Consider the following 21,925-nt stretch of genomic DNA (forward strand, 5'->3'; position numbering starts at 1 on the left):
GAGCGCTCACGGTGACGGCGCCGGCCCGTGCCGTATGCGGTTGTCCTGGCCCGCGCCGTCTCCCCGAGTGGACGGCGCCGGGCTGCTCAGAAGGGCGGGCTAGCTTTCCGCCAGGATGTGGGAGAGCTCCTGGTCCAGATCGAAGTGCCGGTGCTCCGTGCCGGGCGGCACGGCGGCGTCGGTTCGCTTCAGGAAGGACTCGAGGGCCCGTGCGGGCGCCTCGAGCAGGGCCTCCCCCTCAGGGGAGCTGAGGGCGATGCAGACAACGCCCTGACCGTGGCTGCGGGACGGCCAGACGCGGACGTCTCCGGTTCCGGTGGGCCTATGCAGCCCCTCGGCGAGAAGGTCGCGGGCGAACACCCACTCGACGGTCTCCTCGGCTCCGGTGTGGAAGGTGGCGTGCACGGCGTAGGGGTCGGCCGTGTCGTACCGCAGGCCTGCGGGGACAGGCAGGGAGGACTCGCTCGACACAACGAGGCGCAGGTGCAGCTCGCAGCTGACCGTGGTGTTCATAAGCGCCAGGGCCTTTCGCTCAGTGTGCGCTCGGGGATTCGCACGTCGGCGAAATCGACATGCCACCTACGGTGCCGTTGTAAACCCCTCTGAGGGTTTTGCGTATGTTTACGACACTCTTCCGGCCGAGAACTCGTACCGGATCTACGACCATTCCAGTGATGTGAATCACTCGGGTAGCGTTGTCGGTATGAATACGGGGAGTGACCACTCTGGGCTCGGGTCCCGCGCGCCGGAATTCATCAAGGCGCGCAGCCTGCTGCACCGCGGCTGGCAGGCCGGCGTCTTCGTGATCGGCCTCGCGGTCGTGATCGCCGGCGTCGCCATGCTCGCGCTGCCCGGACCGGGCTGGGTGGTGATCTTCGCGGGCATGGCGATCTGGGCGACCGAGTTCGTCTGGGCCCAGGTCGTGCTCCGCTGGACCAAACGCAAGGTCACCGAGGCGGCACAGCGCGCCCTGGATCCCGAGGTGCGCCGCCGCAACATCGCCCTGACCGTGACCGGAGCGGTGATCATCGTGGTGCTGTGCACGATCTATCTGTGGCGGTTCGGACTCGTGCCGCCCTGGAAGATCAAGGGCCGGTGAGCCGCTCGTACCGCCCCGCGCGGGCACCGGCGGGCCGCTGGTCGAAGGCACCGCCTGACATGGGGTAATCTTCTTCCTGTGCCCGGGCGATTAGCTCAGTGGGAGAGCGCTTCGTTCACACCGAAGAGGTCACTGGTTCGAACCCAGTATCGCCCACCCCGGACCGACGGCCCATCCGCGAAAGAGCGGATGGGCCGTCGTCGTATTCGTCGGCCGTGACGAACCGTCACCCGGCGGAAGAAGTTCCGGTCACACACAACTGGCCGAAACTATCCGGGATTTCCGGAAAGCTGCGGACTTTTCCGCGCGGCGCACCTGGAGCGGGGAATTCCGTGTTGTCCCAACACCGGTATGCGGTAAGCGATCTGAGCCCTCCTCAGTGTCCGGCGCGGCCGGCCGCCCGGGGGCGGGCAGACTCGGCGCATGGACTGGAACCACTACCGCTTCCGCAGCCCATGGCACCTGCCCATGCCGCCGGCCGCCGTCTTCGCCGTACTGGAACGACCCGAGGACTACCCCCACTGGTGGCCCCAGGTGCGCTCGGTGACCCGGCTCGACGACGCCACCGGCATCCTCACCATTCGCTCGGCGTTGCCGTACGCCATGACCTTCACCGCGCACGAGCGGCGCCGCGATCCGGCCGCCGGGATCCTGGAGATCGCCATGAGCGGCGACATCGAGGGCTGGGCCCGCTGGACGGTCACCGCCGCGGGCTCCGGGACGCTCGCCGTCTACGAGCAGGAGGTCGACGTCCGCAAGCCCCTGCTCCGGCGGCTGGCCGTGCCGGGCCGCGCGGTCTTCCGTGCCAACCACCGCCTGATGATGCGTGCCGGACGGCGCGGACTGCTGCGGCGGCTGCGAGCGGTTTGAAGGATCGGCGTCGGGACCTGTATTGTTCAGTGCGTTCCCGGGCGATTAGCTCAGTGGGAGAGCGCTTCGTTCACACCGAAGAGGTCACTGGTTCGAACCCAGTATCGCCCACCGGGAAAGAGCCGGTCCGCAGCAGCGGACCGGCTCTTTTTGCTGTCGAGGAGGGGCGGCCCGGACAACTGGGCGGCCGGGCACCGGTGATGCGCCGACGGGACCACCCGTCGCCCCCGGTACCGGGGGACGGCAGGATGCCGGAGTGACTCATCCGCTCCGGCTCCGCGACTTCCGGCTGCTCTTCGCCAGCCGCACCATGTCCACGCTCAGCGACGCCCTGGTGCCCACCGCTCTGAGCCTCGCCGTGATCGAGGTGACCGGCTCGGCGACCGCTCTGGCCGTGGTGCTCGGCTGCGCCCTGGGCGCCCGGCTGCTCGCGCTGCCCGTGGCCGGCGTCGTGGCCGACCGGTACAACACCCGCTGGGTGGCCTTCGGCGCCGACCTCACCCGGGTCGCCACCCAGGCCCTCGTCGCCGTCCAACTGATCGGCGGCCACCCCTCGATCCCGCTGATCGCCACCGCCCAGGCCGTGGCGGGGGTGGCCTCGGCCGTCAGCCTCCCCAACCTCGCACCGCTCGTCACCCGGGCCGTACCCGGCCCCGGACCGGAGCGGCAGGAGGCCAACTCACTGATGGGCGTGGCCAAGAGCATCTCCCAACTGGCAGGACCCGCCCTCGCCGGCGCGCTGATCTGGGCGCTCGGCATCGGCTGGGTCTTCGTCCTCGACTCCGCCGCCTTCGCCGTCAGCGCCACCATGCTGCTCCTCGTCCGCCTGAACCGGGACGGGCCGCCGCCCGGCGCCCGCCGCGCGATCCTCGCCGGACTGGTCGAGGGCTGGGCCGAGGTGCGCGCCCGGGACTGGTACTGGATCAGCCTGATCGCACACGCCACCTGGAACTTCGCCGCCAACATCCTGCTCACCCTCGGCCCGCTCGTCGCGGTCACCCGGCTCGGCGGACAGGGCACCTGGATCGCGGTGACACAGGCCGGCGGCATCGGCCTGCTGGCCGGCTCGCTACTGGCCGGACGCGCCCGCCCCCGGCGCCCGATCCTCGCCGGCAACCTGGTCCTGGCCAGCTACGCCGTGCCCCTGACCCTCTTCGCGATCGGGGCCCCGGTGCCCGTGCTCGTGGCCGGGTACGGCGTCGCCATGGCCGGCCTCGGCTTCCTGAACCCCACCTGGCAGACCACGGTGCAGACGGCCGTCCCGCAGCGCGTGCTCGCCCGGGTCAGCTCCTATGACTGGCTGGTCTCGCTCGCCGCACAGCCCCTCGGCGTCATCCTTGCCCCGATCGCGCTGCACGCCTGGGGCGCCAGACTGCCCTTCGCGCTCACGGCCGTCCTGGTCGCCACCGTCTGCGTCGCTGCCGCACTGGCGCCCGGCGTGCGCAATCTGCGCCTCGAACAGCCCGCGGACACACCGGTCGACGGCCCCCGCTCCCTGTGCGAGCCCGCGCCGGACAAGGCGACGGGCACGGCCTGACCCCTTGTCCGGGGGCCTCGCACACAGGGCGCGACACGGCCCCCGCGGTGCTCACACCACGCACACCGGCGCCGACGACACGGCCGGACTCACGCGTCGAAGCACCGAAGGCCCTGGGGTCTTTCGTCTGGATCGGCCCGGCGTGATCCACACAAGAGGCCCTACGCCGCCGCCGGCATCTCCGGCCGCAGCGGCCACTCCGTGCTGACCGTCTCGTCCGAGCCGTTGCGGGCGAACCAGGACTGGAGGCCGCGGGCCTGGGCGGCATGCCAGTTGGCCTGGAGGGTGTGCAGCTCGGCGGGGGAGAGGCGTTCGAGGCGGGTGGCGAAGCGGCGGCCCAGCGCGCGCACCACCTCCAGCGCGGCCAGCGCGTCCGCCGCCGCGTCGTGCGCCCCCTCCAGTTCCACGCCGTAATGCGCGCACAGATCCGTCAGCGTGCGGCGCCCCTTGCGATAGCGGTCCAGATGCTTGTCCAGCACCCGCGGATCCAGCACCCGCAGCGGCACCGAAGGGAACCACCGCTCCAGCGACGACGCCCGGTGCCGGCGCAACTCCCGGTCCAGCAGCGTCAGATCGAACGGCGCGTTCATCACCACCAGCGGGCGCCCCCGCGCCGCGTGCTCCGCCAGCTGCTCGGCTATCTCGAACATCACCGGCGCCGGCCAGCGCCCGTTGCGCTGGAGGTGCTCCTCCGTCAGCCCGTGCACCGCTATCGCCCCCGCCGGCACCGGAACCCCCGGGTTCACCAGCCAGCGCGAGACGCGGGGCAGCGTCTCCGGTGCGTCCTGGACGACGACGGCGGCCGACACGATCCGGTCGGTCTCGACGTCCACACCCGTGGTCTCCGTGTCGAAGGCGGCCAACGGCCCCTCGTACCAGTACGTCATCCCACCCAACTCCTCGTTCACCCACGGCAGATGACGTACCGTCTTCTGCCAGTTTGGTGATACCCGGGCCGTTTGCGCCGTACGCCGGACGGAGACAACAGGAGTACGGGTCTTTGCAGTTCAGCAGCCCGCAGCGGGGAAACTCTTGGCTCGGAAGGCTGTTGGTCATGGCCACTTTGCAGCCCGAGCGCGGCGGGCTGCTGCCCGAGCGCACGGGCACCGTCCGCGGCTCGCTCGCCACCACCGCCTGCATGGAGACACTCCAGGTCGGCTATCTGCACGCGGTCGCCGCCGCGGCCGGCTGCTCGCTGTCCCAGCCCTTCCCGGACAACGGCATCGACTGGCACGTCAGCCACAGCGCGCCCGGCCACACCGTCGACGACGAGGTCACCATCAAGGTCCAGCTCAAGGCCACGTACCAGATACCGCCCCACCCCCCGGGCCGCACCTTCTCCTTCACGCTCGACAACGACCATCTGCGCAAGCTCGCCCGCACACCCGTCTCGGTGCACAAGATCCTCGTCGTGATGCTGGTCCCGCGCGCCCAGGACGACTGGCTGCGCGCCGGCCACGACCGGCTCGACCTGAGGCACTGCTGCTACTGGGTCAACCTGGCCGGCCACCCGCTCACCGGCCGGACCCGGACCACCGTGCGGATACCGACCACACGCATCTTCGACGACCGGGCGCTGTGCGAGATCATGACCCGCGTCGGGACGGGAGGCAGACCATGAGGATCCGTCCCGACGAGGAGCAGGTGCCGCCGCGGCCGCGCCCGGGCGCCCTCCCCTGGCACCGCCCCCCGAGCCCCGCCGACGTCGACCCCGCCGTCCTCGCCGCCCTGCTGCGCCGGCACGGCTGGCAGCGCCGCGGCGGGGCCGCCGGACGCTACGGCCGCTGGACCCCGCCAGGACCGAGCGGCGCCGGGACCAGCCTGCTGGTCCCCGAGAGCCGCGCCTACCCCGACAGCGACGACCTCCTCACCGAGGCCCTGGACGCCCTCGCCCGCAGCGACACCCCCGCCGCCCGCGAGGTGCTGATCTGCCTCGCCGTGCCCAGCGACGAGATCCGCTGGTGGCGCGACACCCCGAGCGGCCCGGCCGGCGCCGCCTCCTGGGGCCACGAGGAGCAACTGCGCGACGCCGGACGCCAGTTGCTGCTCGCCGCGGCCCTCGCCACCCGCGCCAGGGCCGGCTACCACGGCGCCCGCCACCGCCGCGCCGCCACCGCCCTCCTCGACGACGTCCTCGTCGGACCCGCCACCGAGGACGGCCGGCTGACCGCCTTCGCGCCCGTCGCCGTCGCCCGCCCCCTCGCCGTCCGCCTCCACCAGGCCCTGTACGCCGCCCGCGAGGCCATCGACTACCGGCGCGCCACCGGCGGCATGGACGCCTTCGACGGCGCCGTCGAAGCCGGCGTCAGCCGCGAGCTGACCGAGGCCATCGGCGCGCTGGTGCGGGGCACCGAGGGCGCCGGGGTCGCCGTCGCCTGGGCACCCGCCGCCGGCGTCCCCGAGGGCTGCGCCCCGGGCGCCGAATCCGTCGAGTTCTCCCCCGGCGACCTGCCCGTGCTGCGCGAGGCCGCGGCCCGCTATCTGCATGAGGAACCCTCCGAGGCCGTGCGGATCACCGGCGCGGTGGTGCGGCTGCGCCGCTCCGGCCCGCGCGGCGAGGGCACCGTACGACTGCGTGTCCTCGCGGGCGCCGAGGTGCCGCACGTCCGCGTGACCCTGGACGAGGAGGACTACCGGATCGCGGGCCACGCCCATCTCGTCGGCCTCCCGGTGCGGGTGCACGGCCGGCTGGAGCGGCGCGGCGGCTTCCGCAGGCTCACCGGCGCCTCCGGGGTCGTACCCGTACAGGTGGACGAGGCGGAGCGGGACCGGCTGATGAAATCCCTCCAGGAGAACCTGGACTTCTTCGAGGAGGCCTGCGGGGAGGCGTGAGGGGCCGGGGACCGACCGTAACCGTTTCGCGGTCGGTGCCCTCGGGTCGGTACGATCGCCTGTGCGCGCGCTCCTGGTATGGCGCCGCACCCACCTTCAGTCAGGAGAGACCGGTGTCAGACGTCCGTGTGATCATCCAACGCGATTCCGAGCGGGAAGAACGCGTGGTGACGACGGGCACTACGGCCGCCGACCTCTTCGCGGGCGAGCGCTCGATCATCGCCGCGCGCGTGGCCGGCGAGCTGAAGGACCTCGCGTACGAACTGTCCGACGGCGACGAGGTCGAGGCCGTCGAGATCGCCTCCGAGGACGGCCTGAACATCCTGCGCCACTCCACCGCGCATGTCATGGCGCAGGCCGTGCAGGAGCTGTTCCCCGAGGCCAAGCTCGGCATCGGCCCGCCGGTCAAGGACGGTTTCTACTACGACTTCGACGTCGAGAAGCCGTTCACGCCCGAGGATCTCAAGGCCATCGAGAAGAAGATGCAGGAGATCCAGAAGCGCGGGCAGAAGTTCGCCCGTCGCGTCGTCACCGACGAGGCCGCCCGCGAGGAGCTGGCCGACGAGCCGTACAAGCTGGAGCTGATCGGCCTCAAGGGTTCCGCGTCGCACGACGACGGCGCGGACGTCGAGGTCGGCGTCGGCGAGCTGACGATCTACGACAACCTGGACGCCAAGACCGGCGAGCTGTGCTGGAAGGACCTCTGCCGCGGTCCCCATCTGCCCTCCACCCGCCTCATCCCGGCGTTCAAGCTGATGCGCAACGCGGCCGCCTACTGGCGCGGCAGCGAGAAGAACCCGATGCTCCAGCGCATCTACGGCACCGCCTGGCCGTCCAAGGACGAGCTGAAGGCGCACCTGGAGTTCCTCGCCGAGGCCGAGAAGCGCGACCACCGCAAGCTCGGCGCCGAGCTGGACCTCTTCTCCATCCCCGAGCAGATCGGCTCCGGCCTCGCCGTCTTCCACCCCAAGGGCGGCATCATCCGCCGCACCATGGAGGACTACTCGCGGCGCCGCCACGAGGAGGAGGGCTACGAGTTCGTCTACACCCCGCACGCGACGAAGGGGAAGCTCTTCGAGACCTCGGGCCACCTGGACTGGTACGCCGACGGCATGTACCCGCCCATGCAGCTCGACGAGGGCGTGGACTACTACCTCAAGCCCATGAACTGCCCGATGCACAACCTGATCTTCGACGCGCGCGGCCGCTCCTACCGCGAACTGCCGCTGCGCCTCTTCGAGTTCGGAACCGTGTACCGGTACGAGAAGTCGGGCGTCGTGCACGGCCTCACCCGCGCCCGCGGCTTCACGCAGGACGACGCGCACATCTACTGCACCCGTGAGCAGATGTCCGAGGAGCTGGACAAGACGCTCACCTTCGTCCTCGGCCTGCTGCGGGACTACGGTCTGACCGACTTCTACCTGGAGCTGTCCACCAAGGATCCGGAGAAGTTCGTCGGCTCCGACGAGGTCTGGGAGGAGGCGACCGAGACCCTGCGCCAGGTCGCCGAGAAGCAGGGCCTGCCCCTGGTCCCGGACCCGGGCGGCGCCGCGTTCTACGGCCCGAAGATCTCCGTCCAGGCCAAGGACGCCATCGGCCGCACCTGGCAGATGTCGACGATCCAGCTCGACTTCAACCTGCCCGAGCGGTTCAACCTGGAGTTCACCGGCTCCGACGGCACCAAGCAGCGCCCGGTCATGATCCACCGCGCGCTGTTCGGCTCCATCGAGCGGTTCTTCGCGGTGCTCCTGGAGCACTACGCGGGCGCGTTCCCGGCGTGGCTGGCCCCGGTGCAGGCGCTCGGCATCCCGATCGGCGACGGTCATGTCGAGTACCTGGAGAAGTTCGCCGCGGCGGCCCGCAAGCAGGGCCTGCGCGTCGAGGTGGACTCCTCCTCGGACCGTATGCAGAAGAAGATCCGCAACGCCCAGAAGCAGAAGGTGCCCTTCATGGTCATCGCGGGCGACGAGGACATGTCGAACGGCTCGGTTTCCTTCCGCTACCGCGACGGCTCCCAGGAGAACGGCATCCCGGTCGACGAGGCCATCGCCAAGATCGCCAAGATCGTGGCGGAGCGGGCCCAGGTCTGACCCTGGCCGAGAAGGGCCCCCGGCGGACTTCGGTCTCCGGGGGCCCTGGCCTGTACGGGGGCCTTACGCCATATGCTGCGTAGCATGACGAGTGAGCCGGAGCAGCAGATCGGCGTGGGGACGCAGGACGCGTTCCAGCGCCTGTGGACGCCTCATCGGATGGCCTACATCCAGGGCGAGAACAAGCCGAGCGGCCCGGAGGCCGGAGACGGCTGTCCCTTCTGCTCGATCCCGGCCAAGTCGGACGAGGACGGGCTGATCATCCGCCGCGGCGAGCATGTCTACGCCGTCCTCAACCTGTATCCGTACAACGGCGGCCATCTGATGACCGTGCCCTACCGGCATGTCGCCGACTACACGGAGCTCACCGGGCCCGAGACCGCCGAGCTGGCGGAGCTGACCAAGCAGGCGATGACCGCCCTGCGTACCGCGTCCGGGGCGCACGGCTTCAACATCGGCATGAACCAGGGTGCGGTGGCGGGCGCCGGCATCGCCGCCCACCTGCACCAGCATGTGGTGCCCCGCTGGGGCGGCGACACCAACTTCATGCCGGTCGTCGGCCACACCAAGGTCCTCCCGCAGCTTCTCGCCGACACCCGCGAGATGCTGGCGGACGCCTGGCCCGCGTAGGCCGGTACGTCGCACGGAAGAGGGCGCCTCCCCGAACGGGGAGGCGCCCTCTTCGGGTTCCGGACGCGCTACGCGTCGTACAGGTCCGCCTTGCGCGGCGACGGGTCCTGGATCGCTCCGCTGAGCACCGAGGAGCGGTTGCCGAACTTCTCCGTGTCGACGCCGTGATCCTTGAGGACCTTGAGCGCGGCCGAGTGCACCACCCGCAGCACCGGAGTGGCCGCGCGCAGCGCGTCGTCGGCCATGAAGCGGTGCTTCCACGGCTGGTCGGCCCAGGCGTGCCGCAGACCGAACGGCTCGGGCAGGCCCAGTGAGCCGCCGAGCCAGTTGAGCAGCGGCGGGTACCAGGCCAGCGGGGCGCGCACGGCGAGCCGTACGACCTCGTCCGTGGTCATCAAGGGCAGGTTGATCTTGCGGGTCTCCCAGAACTTGAAGGTCTTGGTGACCTCCTTGGTGCGCCCCTCCGGCTTGCTCCAGAACAGGCCGCTGACGGGGCCGAGCGCATGGCCGGTGACCTCGATGCGCAGCGTCTCGTGCAGCACGGTGACGGTGATCATCATGGTGATCACCAGCTGGCCGTCCCACAGCGTCCACTGCACGCCCAGGTAGTGCCGGTCGCCCTTGCCGAACTGCTGCTTGTTGCAGATTTCCTGTATGGCGTGCGGCTTGACCTGGAAGGCCTCCACGTCGGCGCCCTCGGGCCGGGACACCGCGCCCGCGCCCTCCGGGATGGGGGTGACGATCCAGTGCTTGACCGACGGCTTGGGGAAGCCCCCGGTGTTCAGCGGGCCGCGCTCCAGCAGGGCCAGCTGGTCATGGATCGCGCGGATGACGTCCCAGCTGCGGAACGGGTGGATCTCCCGGCCGGGGTCGTCGGACACCAGCTCCTCGGCGAGCTGCCAGGAGCCCCAGCGGGTGCCCATGCCGAGTATGCCCTTGGGGCCCGCGTAGAAGACCGAGTTGGACTGCTGCTCGGCGGTGAGCCGGGCCAGGGCCTCGCGCAGCGCGTCGGCCGCGGTCTGGTCCGGGCCGCGCGGCACCGCCTCGGGCACCTTGATGCCGACGCTGCTGCCGGACAGCAGGCCGTCCCAGCGGGAGCGCAGGTCCTGGGCGGTGCGTTCGCAGATCCGCTTGGCCAGGTACCAGCCGACGACGGGCAGCACCACGGCCGCCCGTGCGTACCATCCCCAGAAGCCGCCGAAGGGCATCTTCACCAGGAACAGCACGGCCAGCAGGCCCACGCCGAGGAGCAGCGTGGTGGCCAGGGTGCCGGCCCGTTTGTCGTCCCGCTTGGCGACGAAGGCGCGCAGCTGGAAGACGAGCAGCCAGCCGATCAGGCCCGGCAGGAAGAGCACGCCGCACAGGACGGTCACGAGCGTCAGCCGGTTGTCGCGCTCCCGGCGGATGTTGTTGGCCGCCAGGCAGTGCTCGACCACGAACTGGGGTTCGGAGCCGAAGGACTGGATGAGCGGCTTGCGGCCGGCGCCGAGCATGCGATCCACGACGGCACGCGAGAACGCCTCGCCGAGGTTGGGCCTGAACAGGGCGATCCTGCCGCCCTTGACGGTGGACTGATGCCACTCGTTGTCCGCGTCCTTGATCTTTTCGACCGGGCCGTCCCGGTAGGCCGCGGAGGCCAGGGCGGCCGTCGCCGCCTGCTGGCCGTCGCCGGAGACGGGCACCTGGGGCCCGTCCCACTCCGTTCCAAACGACATTCCCGCCCCCATCGCCGCCGGTGTCGCTCCTGCGGCCTTCCCGACTTCCCTGCCCCGCACACCTGTTGGGCGCGTCGTCGTACCGGAATCGGACGGCCGGCGCGGGACGTGCCCAGGTGATCAGCGTATCGGCCGGCACCGACAAGCGGAGGGCGGACGGCCGAAGCCGTCCGCCCCGGTGCCCGGGAACTACCCGTCGTCCCCGCCCTGTTCGCGGATGCGTTCGGCGATCTGCGCCGGCATCGGCTCGTGCCGCGCGTACGCCCGGTCGAAGCGGGCCGTGCCGTGGGAGAGCGAGCGCAGGTCGACGGCGTAGCGGCCGATCTCGAACTCGGGGACCTCGGCCCGGATCAAGGTGCGTCCGGTGCCCAGCTGTTCGGTGCCGAGCACCCGGCCGCGGCGGCTCGACAGGTCGCTCATCACGGCGCCCACGTAGTCGTCGGGGACCAGGACGCTCACCTCGGCGACCGGCTCCAGCAGATGGATCCTGGCGTCGGCGGCGGCCTCGCGCAGGGCGAGGGCGCCCGCGGTCTGGAAGGCGGCGTCGGAGGAGTCCACCGAGTGCGCCTTGCCGTCGAGCAGGGTGACCCGGACGTCCACGAGCGGATGTCCGGCGGCGACGCCCTTGGCGGCCTGGGCGCGGATCCCCTTCTCCACGGACGGGATGAACTGGCGCGGCACCGCCCCGCCGACCACCTTGTCCACGAACTCGATGCCCGAGCCGCCGGGCAGCGGTTCGACCTCGATCTCGCAGATGGCGTACTGGCCGTGCCCACCGGACTGCTTGACGTGCCGGCCGCGCCCGCTCGCCCGGTTCGCGAACGTCTCCCGCAGGGAGACCTTGTGCGGTACGACGTCGACCTGGACGCCGTAGCGGCTGCGCAGCCGTTCCAGCGCGACGTCCGCGTGCGCCTCGCCCATGCACCACAGCACCACCTGGTGGGTGTCCTTGTTCTGCTCCAGGCGCATCGTCGGGTCCTCGGCGACCAGTCGGGACAGCCCTTGGGAGAGTTTGTCCTCGTCGGCCTTGCTGTGCGCCTGGATGGCGATCGGGAGCAGCGGGTCCGGCATCTGCCAGGGCTCCATCAGCAGCGGGTCGTCCTTGGCGGAGAGCGTGTCCCCGGTCTCGGCGCGGGCGAGCTTGGCCACGCTCACCAGGTCGCCCGCGACGGCCTGGGTGAGGGGCCGCTGCTGCTTGCCGAAGGGCATGGACAGGGCGCCGATCTTCTCGTCGACGTCATGGTCCTCGTGGCCCCGGTCGGTCAGGCCGTGCCCGGAGACGTGCACCGTCTGGTCGGGGCGCAGGGTGCCGGAGAAGACGCGGACCAGGGAGATGCGGCCGACGTAGGGGTCGGAGGCGGTCTTGACGACCTCGGCGGCCAGCGGCCCTTCGGTGTCGCACGGTGTGAGCTCGCGGGCCTTTCCGTCGGGGGTGGTCACGCCGGGCACCGGGTGTTCGAACGGGGTCGGGAAGCCGCCCGTGATCAGGTCGAGCAGTTCCACGGTGCCCAGGCCCTGGCGGGCGCCCTCGGCGGCGGGGGCGGCCGCGAGCACCGGGAAGAAGCGGCCGCGGGCCACGGCCCGCTCCAGGTCCTGGATCAGGGTCTTGATCTCGACCTGTTCGCCGCCGAGGTAGCGGTCCATGAGGGTCTCGTCCTCGCTCTCGGCGATGATCCCCTCGATGAGCCGGTTGCGGGCCTCGTCCAGGTCGGGCAGCTGGTCCGCGCCGGGTTCGGACTCCTTGCGCTCGCCGGTGGAGTAGTCGAACAGTTTGCGGGTGAGCAGCCCCACCAGGCCGGTGACGGGCGCGTGTCCGTCGGGGCCCTCGGCGCCGCGCAGCGGCAGGTAGAGGGGCAGGACGGCGTCCGGGTCGTCGTCGCCGAAGGCCTCCGCGCAGATCCGGGTGGTCTCCTCGAAGTCGGCGCGGGCCGCCTCCAGGTGGGTGATCACGATCGCCCGTGGCATTCCGACGGCCGCGCACTCCTCCCAGACCATGCGGGTGGAGCCGTCCACGCCGTCGGAGGCCGAGACGACGAAGAGGGCCGCGTCCGCGGCGCGCAGACCGGCCCGCAGTTCTCCGACGAAGTCGGCGTATCCGGGGGTGTCCAGGATGTTGATCTTGATGCCGTCCCAGGCGACCGGCACCAGCGACAGCTGGACGGAGCGCTGCTGGCGGTGCTCGATCTCGTCGTAGTCGGAGACGGAGCCGCCGTCCTCCACGCGGCCCGCCCGGTTCACCGCCCCGGCGGTCAGCGCGAGGGCCTCCACCAGGGTCGTCTTGCCCGACCCGGAGTGGCCGACCAGCACCACATTCCGTATGGACGCGGGCCGGTCGGCCGTCAGAGCCCTGCCGGCGGCCCCGGGGTGTGTCTGAGTCTTGTCGCCCATGATCCTGCCTCCCGTGCACGGTGAGGTCATCGGGGCGCGGACACGCGAACCGCGTGCTGCGGCGGCTTCGGCGACGCCCGCGGTTATTCGAGCTTTCCACTCCCGTCACGTCGCGTCCATACGACGGACCCCGCGACGGACCCGATCCCGCTGCCGGCGCCCGGGGCAGGGGCCGTACGGTGCCCCGCTCGGGGCGCCGCGCGGGGTCGTACGCACCGCCGCGCGGGGGTCGTACGCACGCTCCCGGGCGGCTTCGCGCGAGCCCGGCGCACCACCTCGGCGCACGGGCCGCGGGTGCCCGCCCGCCACGCGTACGCGCGCGTGGCTACGATGGGCCAGCCGGCGGCCATCAGGGCCGCGGCGACACCGACCGTCGGGAAGGCCATGCTGAACAAGTACGCGCGTGCATTTTTCACGCGTGTCCTCACACCGTTCGCCGCGTTTCTCATCCGGCGGGGGGTGAGCCCCGACACGGTCACGCTGCTCGGCACGGCGGGCGTGGTGGCGGGCGCGCTGGTCTTCTACCCCCGGGGCGAGTTCTTCTGGGGCACGGTCGTGATCACCCTGTTCGTCTTCTCCGACCTGGTCGACGGCAACATGGCCCGCCAGCTGGGCCGCTCCAGCCGCTGGGGCGCCTTCTTGGACTCCACCCTGGACCGGGTCGCCGACGGCGCGATCTTCGGTGGCTTCGCGCTCTGGTACGCGGGGCAGGGCGACGACAACATGATGTGCGCGGTCTCGATCTTCTGCCTGGCCAGCGGCCAGGTGGTGTCGTACACCAAGGCGCGCGGCGAGTCGATCGGGCTGCCGGTCGCCGTCAACGGGCTGGTCGAGCGTGCCGAGCGGCTGGTGATCTCGCTGGTCGCGGCCGGATTCGCGGGTCTGCACAAATTCGGTGTGCCGGGCATCCAGTGGCTGCTGCCGATCGCCCTGTGGATCGTCGCCGCGGGCAGCCTGGTCACGCTGATCCAGCGGGTCGTCACCGTGCGCCGTGAGTCGGCGGAGGCCGAGGCGGCCGCGCGGGACGCGAGCGGGGCGGCGAAGTGAGCGTCTCGGACCGGCTCTCCGACGCGCTGTACGGCGCGGGCTGGAGCACCGTCAAGAAGCTCCCGGAGCCCGCCGCGGCCCGCCTGGGGCGAGCCGTCGCGGACCTCGCCTGGAAGAAGCGCGGCAAGGGCGTGCTGCGCCTGGAGGCGAACTACGCGCGTGTCGTGCCCGGCGCCAGCCCGGCGCGCCTCGCGGAGCTCTCCCGCAAGGGGATGCGCTCCTATCTGCGCTACTGGATGGAGTCCTTCCGGCTGCCCGCCTGGAGCCCCGAGCGGATCAGGACGGGCTTCGACCCCAAGGACATACACCACCTGACCGAGGGCCTGGACGCGGGCAAGGGCGTGATCCTCGCCCTGCCGCACCTGGCCAACTGGGACCTGGCCGGCGCCTGGGTCACCACCGAGCTGCGCACCCCGTTCACCACGGTCGCCGAACGCCTCAAGCCCGAGACGCTCTACGACCGCTTCGTCGCCTACCGCGAGGGCCTCGGCATGGAGGTGCTGCCGCACAGCGGCGGCTCCGCCTTCGGCACCCTGGCCCGCAGGCTCCGTGACGGCGGTCTGGTCTGCCTGGTCGCCGACCGCGATCTGTCCGCCTCCGGCGTCGAGGTCGACTTCTTCGGCGAGAAGGCCCGGATGCCCGCTGGCCCCGCCCTGCTCGCCCAGCACACCGGCGCCCTGCTGCTGCCGGTCACCCTCTGGTACGACGACTCGCCCGTCATGCGGGGCCAGGTGCACCCGCCGATCGAGGTGCCCGGGTCAGGCACCCGGGCCGAGAAGGCGTCTGTCATGACACAGGCCCTGGCCGACGCCTTCGCCACCGGGATCGCCGAGCACCCGGAGGACTGGCACATGCTCCAGCGGCTGTGGCTCGCCGACCTCGACCCCGCGAAGGGACCCTCGTGAGAATCGGGATCGTCTGCCCGTACTCCTGGGACGTGCCCGGGGGCGTCCAGTTCCACATCCGCGACCTCGCCGAGTACTTCATCCGCCTCGGCCACGAGGTCTCGGTGCTGGCCCCGGCCGACGACGACACCCCGCTGCCGCCGTACGTCGTCTCGGCGGGCCGCGCGGTCCCGGTGCCGTACAACGGCTCGGTGGCCCGGCTGAACTTCGGCTTCCTGTCGGCCGCGCGGGTACGGCGCTGGCTGCACGACGGCGCCTTCGACGTGGTGCACATCCACGAGCCGACCTCGCCCTCGCTCGGCCTGCTCACCTGCTGGGCGGCGCAGGGCCCGATCGTGGCCACCTTCCACACCTCCAACCCGCGCTCGCGGGCGATGATCGCCGCGTACTCGATCCTCCAGGCCGCCCTGGAGAAGATCAGCGCCCGGATCGCGGTCAGCGAGTACGCCCGGCGCACCCTGGTCGAGCATCTGGGCGGGGACGCGGTGGTCATCCCGAACGGCGTCGACGTCGACTTCTTCGCCGGGGCCGAGCCCAAACCCGAGTGGCAGGGGGAGACGATCGGCTTCATCGGCCGGATCGACGAGCCCCGCAAGGGCCTGCCGGTGCTGATGAAGGCCCTGCCGAAGATCATGGCCGCCCGGCCCACCGCGCGGCTGCTGGTCGCGGGCCGCGGCGACGAGGAGGCGGCCGTCGAGCACCTGCCCGCGGAGCTGCGCTCCCGGGTGGAGTTCCTCGGCATGATCAGCGACGAGGACAAGGCCCGGCTGCTGCGCAGCGTGGACGTGTACGTGGCGCCCAACACCGGCGGCGAGAGCTTCGGCATCATCCTGGTCGAGGCCATGTCCGCGGGCGCCCCCGTGCTCGCCTCCGACCTCGACGCCTTCGTCCAGGTCCTCGACCAGGGCCGGGCGGGCGAGATCTTCGCCAACGAGGACGCCGACGCGCTCGCCGACGCCGCCGTACGGCTGCTGGCCGACCCGGAACGCCGGGCCGCACTGCGCGAGCACGGCAGCGCCCATGTGCGGCGCTTCGACTGGTCCACGGTCGGCGCGGACATCCTCTCCGTCTACGAGACGGTCACGGACGGCACCACGGCGGTCGCGGCGGACGAGCGGTCGACGGGGCTGCGGGCGCGGTTCGGGCTGGCGCGGGACTGAGACCCGGATGCGCTGAGACCTCGTCCGGGATCAGAACCTCGTGCGGGAGTGAGAGCCTCGCGCGGCAGTGAGACAGGTGCCTTCCGGGCGCGTGTCCGCTGGGCCGAAGGGGTGCCGATAGCCTTCCCGCGTGACCGCAACCCTCATCTGGATCCTCGTCGCCCTCCTCGCGATCGGCGTCTACCTGAGCTGGACCGCAGGACGCCTGGACCGGCTGCACGTACGGATGGACGCCGCCCGCGCCGCGCTCGACGCCCAGCTGCTGCGCCGCGCCTCCGTGGCCCAGGAACTCGCCACCTCCGGCGTGCTCGACCCGGCCGCCTCGATCGTGCTGTACGAGGCCGCGCACGCCGCCCGGCAGGCCGAGGAGGAGCAGCGGGAGGTCGCCGAGAGCGAGTTGAGCCAGGCCCTGCGCGCGGTGTTCGCGGAACCGGCCCAGGTGGAGGCGCTGCGTGAGGCGCCCGGCGGCGAGGACGCGGCCCATGAGCTGGCCGAGGCCGTGCGCCGGGTCCCGATGGCCCGCCGCTTCCACAACGACGCCGTGGGCGCCGCCCGCAGGCTGCGCGAGCACCGCAAGGTCCGCTGGTTCCGGCTGGCAGGCCACGCCCCCTTCCCGCTGGCCTTCGAGATGGACGACGAACCCCCCGCCGCCCTGGTGGAACGGGTCGCCTGACCGCCCCTCACCTGGCATTCCCAGCGAAAACGAGCCACGGGCTTTCCATTGGCCCTTGCTGTGGCCTGGTCCACTCGCGTTTCCTCGGTGCAGCAGAGAACCCTCTTTCCCTTCAGTGAGGTCGCCCGTGTCCACCACCGAGAACCAGGCTCCCGAGACCGGTACCGCCCGCGTGAAGCGCGGCATGGCCGAGCAGCTCAAGGGCGGCGTCATCATGGACGTCGTCACCCCGGAGCAGGCGAAGATCGCCGAGGACGCGGGCGCCGTCGCCGTCATGGCCCTGGAGCGGGTCCCGGCCGACATCCGCAAGGACGGCGGCGTGGCCCGGATGTCCGACCCGGACATGATCGAGGGCATCATCGACGCCGTCTCGATCCCGGTCATGGCCAAGTCCCGCATCGGCCACTTCGTCGAGGCCCAGGTCCTCCAGTCCCTCGGCGTGGACTACATCGACGAGTCCGAGGTCCTCACCCCGGCCGACGAGGTCAACCACTCGGACAAGTGGGCGTTCACCACCCCGTTCGTGTGCGGTGCCACCAACCTGGGCGAGGCCCTGCGCCGCATCGCCGAGGGCGCCGCGATGATCCGCTCCAAGGGCGAGGCCGGCACCGGCAACGTCGTGGAGGCCGTGCGCCACCTGCGCCAGATCAAGGGCGAGATCGCCAAGCTGCGCGGCTGCGACAACAACGAGCTGTACGCCGCCGCCAAGGAGCTGCGCGCCCCCTACGAGCTGGTCAAGGAGGTCGCCGAGCTGGGCAAGCTCCCCGTGGTGCTGTTCTCCGCCGGCGGCGTGGCCACCCCGGCCGACGCGGCCCTGATGCGCCAGCTCGGCGCCGAGGGCGTGTTCGTCGGCTCCGGCATCTTCAAGTCCGGCGACCCGGCCAAGCGCGCCGCCGCCATCGTGAAGGCGACCACCTTCTACGACGACCCGAAGATCATCGCGGACGCGTCGCGCAACCTCGGCGAGGCCATGGTCGGCATCAACTGCGACACCCTCCCCGAGACCGAGCGCTACGCGAACCGCGGCTGGTAAGCACAGGCCCACAGGTATCCACATCCCATGAACACTCCTGTCATCGGTGTCCTGGCGCTCCAGGGCGACGTACGGGAGCACCTCATCGCCCTGGCCGCGGCGGACGCCGTGGCCAGGCCGGTGCGGCGCCCCGAGGAACTCGCCGAGGTCGACGCGCTCGTCCTGCCCGGCGGCGAGTCCACCACCATCTCCAAACTCGCCGTGCTCTTCGGCGTGATGGAGCCCCTGCGCGCCCGGGTGCGCGCCGGTATGCCCGTCTACGGCACCTGCGCGGGCATGATCATGCTGGCCGACAAGATCCTCGACCCGCGCTCCGGCCAGGAGACCATCGGCGGCATCGACATGATCGTGCGCCGTAACGCCTTCGGACGTCAGAACGAGTCCTTCGAGGCCGCGATCGACGTGCGCGGCGTCGCTGGCGAGCCTGTGGAGGGCGTCTTCATCCGCGCCCCCTGGGTGGAGTCCGTGGGCGCGGACACCGAGGTGCTCGCCGAGCACGGCGGCCATATCGTCGCCGTCCGCCAGGGCAACGCGCTCGCCACGTCGTTCCACCCGGAACTGACCGGCGACCACCGGGTGCACGCCCTGTTCGTCGACATGGTGCGCGCCAACACCGGCTCGGAGTCCTTGTAGGATCTCAGGCGTTCGTTCATAGATGGGTAACGCGAAGGAGACAGGCAGATGTCCGGCCACTCTAAATGGGCTACGACGAAGCACAAGAAGGCCGTGATCGACGCCAAGCGCGGCAAGCTCTTCGCGAAGCTGATCAAGAACATCGAGGTCGCCGCCCGTATGGGCGGTGTCGACCTCGAAGGTAACCCGACGCTCTACGACGCCGTCCAGAAGGCCAAGAAGCAGTCGGTCCCGAACAAGAACATCGACTCCGCGATCAAGCGCGGTGGCGGTCTTGAGGCCGGCGGCGCCGACTACGAGACGATCATGTACGAGGGCTACGGTCCGAACGGCGTCGCGGTGCTCATCGAGTGCCTCACCGACAACCGCAACCGCGCCGCCTCCGACGTGCGCGTGGCCATGACCCGCAACGGCGGCAACATGGCCGACCCGGGCTCGGTGTCGTACCTCTTCAACCGCAAAGGCGTCGTCATCGTCCCCAAGGGCGAGCTGAGCGAGGACGACGTGCTCGGCGCCGTCCTGGACGCCGGTGCCGAGGAGGTCAACGACCTCGGTGAGTCCTTCGAGGTGCTCAGCGAGGCCACCGACCTGGTCGCGGTCCGCACCGCCCTCCAGGAGGCCGGCATCGACTACGACTCCGCCGAGGCCAACTTCGTCCCGACCATGCAGGTCGAGCTGGACGAGGAGGGCGCCAGGAAGATCTTCAAGCTGATCGACGCCCTGGAGGACAGCGACGACGTGCAGAACGTCTTCGCCAACTTCGACGTGAGCGACGAGGTCATGGAGAAGGTCGACGCGTAACGCGTACGGCTGACCGACCGGGCCGACGGGACACACCCCGTCGGCCCGTCGCGTTGTCGGGTACCGGCGGGGACGCCGACGGGGGCGTTGGTGCGCGGCGTTGTCAGTGCCACCCGATAGCCTGCACAAACAGGTGATCGAGCGGTCGGAGGGAGGGGCCCGTGCGGGTACTGGGGGTGGACCCGGGACTGACCCGGTGCGGGGTCGGCGTGGTCGAGGGGGTCGCCGGACGCCCGCTCACCATGATCGGCGTCGGTGTCGTGCGCACCCCCGCGGACGCCGAGCTGAGCCGCCGACTGCTCGCCGTCGAGCAGGGCATCGAGGCGTGGCTGGACGAACACCGGCCCGAGTTCGTGGCCGTCGAGCGCGTCTTCAGCCAGCACAATGTGCGCACCGTGATGGGCACCGCCCAGGCCAGCGCCGTCGCCATGCTGTGCGCCGCCCGCCGCGGCATCCCCGTCGCGCTGCACACCCCCAGCGAGGTCAAGGCCGCCGTCACCGGCTCGGGCCGCGCGGACAAGGCCCAGGTCGGCGCCATGGTCACCCGGCTGCTCCGGCTCGCCGCGCCCCCGAAACCCGCCGACGCGGCCGACGCCCTCGCCCTCGCCATCTGCCACATCTGGCGCGCCCCCGCCCAGAACCGCCTCCAGCAGGCCGTCGCCCTGCACACCGCCCACGCAACGAAAGGCCGTACGGCATGATCGCCTTCGTCAGCGGCACGGTCGCCGCGCTCGCCCCCGACGCCGCGGTGGTGGAGGTCGGCGGTGTCGGCATGTCCGTCCAGTGCACCCCGGACACGCTCTCCACGCTCCGCCTCGGACAGCCCGCCAAACTGCACACCTCCCTGGTCGTGCGCGAGGACTCGCTGACCCTGTACGGCTTCGCGGACGACGACGCCCGCCAGGTCTTCGTCCTGCTCCAGACCGCCAGCGGCGTCGGCCCCCGCCTCGCCCAGGCCATGCTCGCCGTGCACTCCCCGGACGCGCTGCGCCGCGCCGTCGCCACCGGTGACGAGAAGGCCCTCACCGCGGTCCCCGGCATCGGCAAGAAGGGCGCCCAGAAACTGCTCCTGGAACTGAAGGACCGCCTCGGCGCCCCCGTCGGCACCGCCCCCGCCGTCGGCGCCCCGGTCACCCAGGGCTGGCGCGACCAGCTGCACGCGGCCCTCATCGGGCTCGGCTACGCCACCCGCGAGGCCGAGGAGGCCGTGACCGCCGTGGCCCCGCAGGCCGAGGCGGCGGCCGGCACCCCGCAGGTCGGCCCGCTCCTGAAGGCCGCCCTCCAGACCCTGAACCGCGCCCGCTGACCCCCACCCCTGTTGAGGCACACCACATGAACTGGGACGACACGGCCGACACCGGCGACACGCCCGCCGCCGAGCGACTGGTGGGCTCCGCCGCCGACCGCGAGGACCAGGCCGTCGAGGCCGCCCTGCGCCCCAAGGACCTCGGTGAGTTCATCGGCCAGGAGAAGGTCCGCGAACAGCTCGACCTGGTGCTGCGGGCGGCCCGCGCGCGCGGCGCCACCGCCGACCACGTCCTGCTCTCCGGCGCCCCCGGCCTCGGCAAGACCACCCTCTCGATGATCATCGCCGCCGAGATGGGCGCCCCCATCCGCATCACCTCGGGCCCCGCCATCCAGCACGCCGGCGACCTCGCCGCGATCCTCTCCTCCCTCCAGGAGGGCGAGGTGCTCTTCCTGGACGAGATCCACCGCATGTCCCGGCCCGCCGAGGAGATGCTCTACATGGCGATGGAGGACTTCCGCGTCGACGTCATCGTCGGCAAGGGCCCCGGAGCCACCGCCATCCCCCTCGAACTGCCCCCGTTCACCCTGGTCGGCGCCACCACCCGGGCCGGACTGCTGCCGCCCCCGCTGCGCGACCGCTTCGGCTTCACCGCGCACATGGAGTTCTACGAGCCCCGCGAACTGGAGCGCGTCGTGCACCGCTCCGCGCAGCTCCTGGACGTCGGCATCGACACGGACGGCGCCGCCGAGATCGCCGGCCGCTCCCGCGGCACCCCCCGTATCGCCAACCGCCTGCTGCGCCGCGTCCGCGACTACGCGCAGGTCAAGGCGGACGGCGCGATCACCAGGGACATCGCCGCGGCCGCCCTCGCCGTCTACGAGGTCGACGCACGCGGCCTCGACCGGCTGGACCGCGCCGTCCTGGAGGCTTTGCTGAAGCTTTTCGCCGGCGGCCCCGTCGGTCTGTCCACCCTGGCCGTCGCGGTGGGGGAGGAGCGCGAGACCGTCGAGGAGGTCGCCGAGCCCTTCCTGGTCCGTGAGGGACTGCTGGCCCGTACCCCGCGCGGCCGCGTCGCCACGCCCGCCGCCTGGACGCACCTCGGTCTCACCCCGCCCGGCTCCAGTACGGCGGGAAACGGACAACCGGACCTGTTCGGGACGTGACGCCACCGCCCCTGGGCGCCCCTCCGCTTCGGCAGTGGCCCGGTGCGGAACCCAGGTGCCATGCTGGGCGTTGTTCCATGTGTGCGGACTCGCTTAGACT

The 21,925-nt window shown here is 71.5% G+C and carries 21 protein-coding genes and 2 tRNA genes; 19 read left to right on the top strand and 4 right to left on the bottom strand.

The genetic code is table 11. From position 1 onward, the window contains the following. Positions 1-99: 99 nt before the first annotated feature. Positions 100-513: an SsgA family sporulation/cell division regulator gene (locus HEP81_RS31075; RefSeq protein WP_004002642.1), complete on the bottom strand. Its 414-nt coding sequence runs from the start codon at positions 511-513 to the stop codon at positions 100-102. 190 nt (positions 514-703) lie between these two features. Here HEP81_RS31075 and HEP81_RS31080 point away from each other — a divergent pair, with 190 nt between their 5' ends. The 5 genes from HEP81_RS31080 (at position 704) to HEP81_RS31100 (ending at position 3,506) form a co-directional block, all read left to right on the top strand. Then, positions 704-1,099: a TIGR02611 family protein gene (locus tag HEP81_RS31080; protein ID WP_051849850.1), complete on the top strand. Its 396-nt coding sequence runs from the start codon at positions 704-706 to the stop codon at positions 1,097-1,099. A gap of 84 nt (positions 1,100-1,183) precedes the next feature. Continuing rightward, positions 1,184-1,255 (top strand) — tRNA-Val (locus HEP81_RS31085). A gap of 267 nt (positions 1,256-1,522) precedes the next feature. Then, complete coding sequence (locus tag HEP81_RS31090; protein ID WP_037651089.1) at positions 1,523-1,969, top strand: SRPBCC family protein; 447 nt, start codon at positions 1,523-1,525, stop codon at positions 1,967-1,969. A gap of 39 nt (positions 1,970-2,008) precedes the next feature. After that, positions 2,009-2,080 (top strand) — tRNA-Val (locus HEP81_RS31095). 145 nt (positions 2,081-2,225) lie between these two features. Beyond that, on the top strand, positions 2,226-3,506 hold the full coding sequence (locus HEP81_RS31100) for an MFS transporter (RefSeq protein WP_051849849.1): 1,281 nt from the start codon (positions 2,226-2,228) through the stop codon (positions 3,504-3,506). A gap of 161 nt (positions 3,507-3,667) precedes the next feature. Here HEP81_RS31100 and HEP81_RS31105 read toward each other — a convergent pair whose 3' ends face one another. Continuing rightward, positions 3,668-4,393: a 3'-5' exonuclease gene (locus HEP81_RS31105; RefSeq protein ID WP_037651087.1), complete on the bottom strand. Its 726-nt coding sequence runs from the start codon at positions 4,391-4,393 to the stop codon at positions 3,668-3,670. A 167-nt stretch (positions 4,394-4,560) separates the two neighbouring features. On the opposite strand from HEP81_RS31105, the gene HEP81_RS31110 reads away from it, so the two are divergent. The 4 genes from HEP81_RS31110 (at position 4,561) to HEP81_RS31125 (ending at position 9,058) form a co-directional block, all read left to right on the top strand. Continuing rightward, a complete protein-coding gene (locus tag HEP81_RS31110) occupies positions 4,561-5,127 on the top strand; it encodes a DUF4365 domain-containing protein (RefSeq protein WP_037651085.1) in 567 nt (188 codons plus the stop codon). After that, complete coding sequence (locus HEP81_RS31115) at positions 5,124-6,338, top strand: hypothetical protein (protein WP_037651082.1); 1,215 nt, start codon at positions 5,124-5,126, stop codon at positions 6,336-6,338. The genes HEP81_RS31110 and HEP81_RS31115 overlap by 4 nt, the downstream gene beginning before the upstream one ends. A gap of 113 nt (positions 6,339-6,451) precedes the next feature. Continuing rightward, positions 6,452-8,428, top strand: coding sequence for a threonine--tRNA ligase (thrS, locus tag HEP81_RS31120; RefSeq protein WP_037651080.1), 1,977 nt, complete (start codon positions 6,452-6,454; stop codon positions 8,426-8,428). 72 nt (positions 8,429-8,500) lie between these two features. Beyond that, complete coding sequence (locus tag HEP81_RS31125; RefSeq protein WP_063755181.1) at positions 8,501-9,058, top strand: HIT family protein; 558 nt, start codon at positions 8,501-8,503, stop codon at positions 9,056-9,058. A 68-nt stretch (positions 9,059-9,126) separates the two neighbouring features. Here HEP81_RS31125 and HEP81_RS31130 read toward each other — a convergent pair whose 3' ends face one another. Then, positions 9,127-10,773, bottom strand: coding sequence for a hypothetical protein (locus HEP81_RS31130; protein WP_106979824.1), 1,647 nt, complete (start codon positions 10,771-10,773; stop codon positions 9,127-9,129). Positions 10,774-10,962: 189 nt separating this feature from the next. Continuing rightward, the gene (locus tag HEP81_RS31135; RefSeq protein WP_037651074.1) at positions 10,963-13,161 is read right to left on the bottom strand and encodes an elongation factor G-like protein EF-G2; all 2,199 of its coding nucleotides are present in this window, start codon (positions 13,159-13,161) and stop codon (positions 10,963-10,965) included. 330 nt (positions 13,162-13,491) lie between these two features. Here HEP81_RS31135 and pgsA point away from each other — a divergent pair, with 330 nt between their 5' ends. The 10 genes from pgsA to ruvB all read left to right on the top strand — a co-directional run bounded on the left by pgsA (position 13,492) and on the right by ruvB (position 21,825). Further along, the gene (gene pgsA, locus HEP81_RS31140; protein ID WP_037651073.1) at positions 13,492-14,208 is read left to right on the top strand and encodes a phosphatidylinositol phosphate synthase; all 717 of its coding nucleotides are present in this window, start codon (positions 13,492-13,494) and stop codon (positions 14,206-14,208) included. Continuing rightward, a complete protein-coding gene (locus HEP81_RS31145) occupies positions 14,205-15,113 on the top strand; it encodes a phosphatidylinositol mannoside acyltransferase (RefSeq protein ID WP_037651072.1) in 909 nt (302 codons plus the stop codon). Before pgsA ends, HEP81_RS31145 begins: the two co-directional genes overlap by 4 nt. Beyond that, a complete protein-coding gene (locus HEP81_RS31150) occupies positions 15,110-16,273 on the top strand; it encodes a glycosyltransferase family 4 protein (protein WP_037651071.1) in 1,164 nt (387 codons plus the stop codon). The genes HEP81_RS31145 and HEP81_RS31150 overlap by 4 nt, the downstream gene beginning before the upstream one ends. Before the next feature lie 130 nt (positions 16,274-16,403). Beyond that, positions 16,404-16,946 carry a LemA family protein gene (locus HEP81_RS31155; protein ID WP_037651069.1) on the top strand — a complete coding sequence of 181 codons (543 nt, stop codon included), beginning with the start codon at positions 16,404-16,406 and terminating at the stop codon, positions 16,944-16,946. A gap of 127 nt (positions 16,947-17,073) precedes the next feature. Then, a complete protein-coding gene (gene pdxS, locus HEP81_RS31160) occupies positions 17,074-17,979 on the top strand; it encodes a pyridoxal 5'-phosphate synthase lyase subunit PdxS (protein WP_037651067.1) in 906 nt (301 codons plus the stop codon). A gap of 27 nt (positions 17,980-18,006) precedes the next feature. Continuing rightward, a complete protein-coding gene (gene pdxT / locus HEP81_RS31165) occupies positions 18,007-18,612 on the top strand; it encodes a pyridoxal 5'-phosphate synthase glutaminase subunit PdxT (protein WP_037651065.1) in 606 nt (201 codons plus the stop codon). 48 nt (positions 18,613-18,660) lie between these two features. Then, positions 18,661-19,413 (top strand): YebC/PmpR family DNA-binding transcriptional regulator, encoded by a 753-nt coding sequence (locus HEP81_RS31170; protein WP_037651063.1) that lies wholly within the window; start codon positions 18,661-18,663, stop codon positions 19,411-19,413. Positions 19,414-19,574: 161 nt separating this feature from the next. Then, positions 19,575-20,114: a crossover junction endodeoxyribonuclease RuvC gene (gene ruvC, locus HEP81_RS31175; RefSeq protein WP_037651061.1), complete on the top strand. Its 540-nt coding sequence runs from the start codon at positions 19,575-19,577 to the stop codon at positions 20,112-20,114. Further along, positions 20,111-20,719: a Holliday junction branch migration protein RuvA gene (gene ruvA / locus HEP81_RS31180; RefSeq protein ID WP_037651060.1), complete on the top strand. Its 609-nt coding sequence runs from the start codon at positions 20,111-20,113 to the stop codon at positions 20,717-20,719. Before ruvC ends, ruvA begins: the two co-directional genes overlap by 4 nt. Before the next feature lie 26 nt (positions 20,720-20,745). Beyond that, entirely contained in the window at positions 20,746-21,825 is a 1,080-nt protein-coding gene (gene ruvB / locus HEP81_RS31185) for a Holliday junction branch migration DNA helicase RuvB (protein WP_037651059.1), read from the top strand. The last annotated feature ends 100 nt before the right edge of the window (positions 21,826-21,925 follow it).

The organism is Streptomyces griseofuscus, from assembly GCF_014673495.1.
Lineage (GTDB): Bacteria > Actinomycetota > Actinomycetes > Streptomycetales > Streptomycetaceae > Streptomyces > Streptomyces murinus.

Coding starts and splice junctions, on each gene's coding strand:
- HEP81_RS31115 (WP_037651082.1), top strand. CDS start 5,124: ATGAGGATCCGTCCCGACGAGGAGCAGGTGCCGCCGCGGCCGCGCCCG.
- pdxT (WP_037651065.1), top strand. CDS start 18,007: ATGAACACTCCTGTCATCGGTGTCCTGGCGCTCCAGGGCGACGTACGG.
- HEP81_RS31110 (WP_037651085.1), top strand. CDS start 4,561: ATGGCCACTTTGCAGCCCGAGCGCGGCGGGCTGCTGCCCGAGCGCACG.
- HEP81_RS31080 (WP_051849850.1), top strand. CDS start 704: ATGAATACGGGGAGTGACCACTCTGGGCTCGGGTCCCGCGCGCCGGAA.
- HEP81_RS31090 (WP_037651089.1), top strand. CDS start 1,523: ATGGACTGGAACCACTACCGCTTCCGCAGCCCATGGCACCTGCCCATG.
- HEP81_RS31075 (WP_004002642.1), bottom strand. CDS start 513: ATGAACACCACGGTCAGCTGCGAGCTGCACCTGCGCCTCGTTGTGTCG.
- pgsA (WP_037651073.1), top strand. CDS start 13,492: ATGGGCCAGCCGGCGGCCATCAGGGCCGCGGCGACACCGACCGTCGGG.
- HEP81_RS31135 (WP_037651074.1), bottom strand. CDS start 13,161: ATGGGCGACAAGACTCAGACACACCCCGGGGCCGCCGGCAGGGCTCTG.
- HEP81_RS31105 (WP_037651087.1), bottom strand. CDS start 4,393: ATGACGTACTGGTACGAGGGGCCGTTGGCCGCCTTCGACACGGAGACC.
- ruvA (WP_037651060.1), top strand. CDS start 20,111: ATGATCGCCTTCGTCAGCGGCACGGTCGCCGCGCTCGCCCCCGACGCC.
- HEP81_RS31125 (WP_063755181.1), top strand. CDS start 8,501: ATGCTGCGTAGCATGACGAGTGAGCCGGAGCAGCAGATCGGCGTGGGG.
- HEP81_RS31130 (WP_106979824.1), bottom strand. CDS start 10,773: ATGTCGTTTGGAACGGAGTGGGACGGGCCCCAGGTGCCCGTCTCCGGC.
- ruvB (WP_037651059.1), top strand. CDS start 20,746: ATGAACTGGGACGACACGGCCGACACCGGCGACACGCCCGCCGCCGAG.
- HEP81_RS31170 (WP_037651063.1), top strand. CDS start 18,661: ATGTCCGGCCACTCTAAATGGGCTACGACGAAGCACAAGAAGGCCGTG.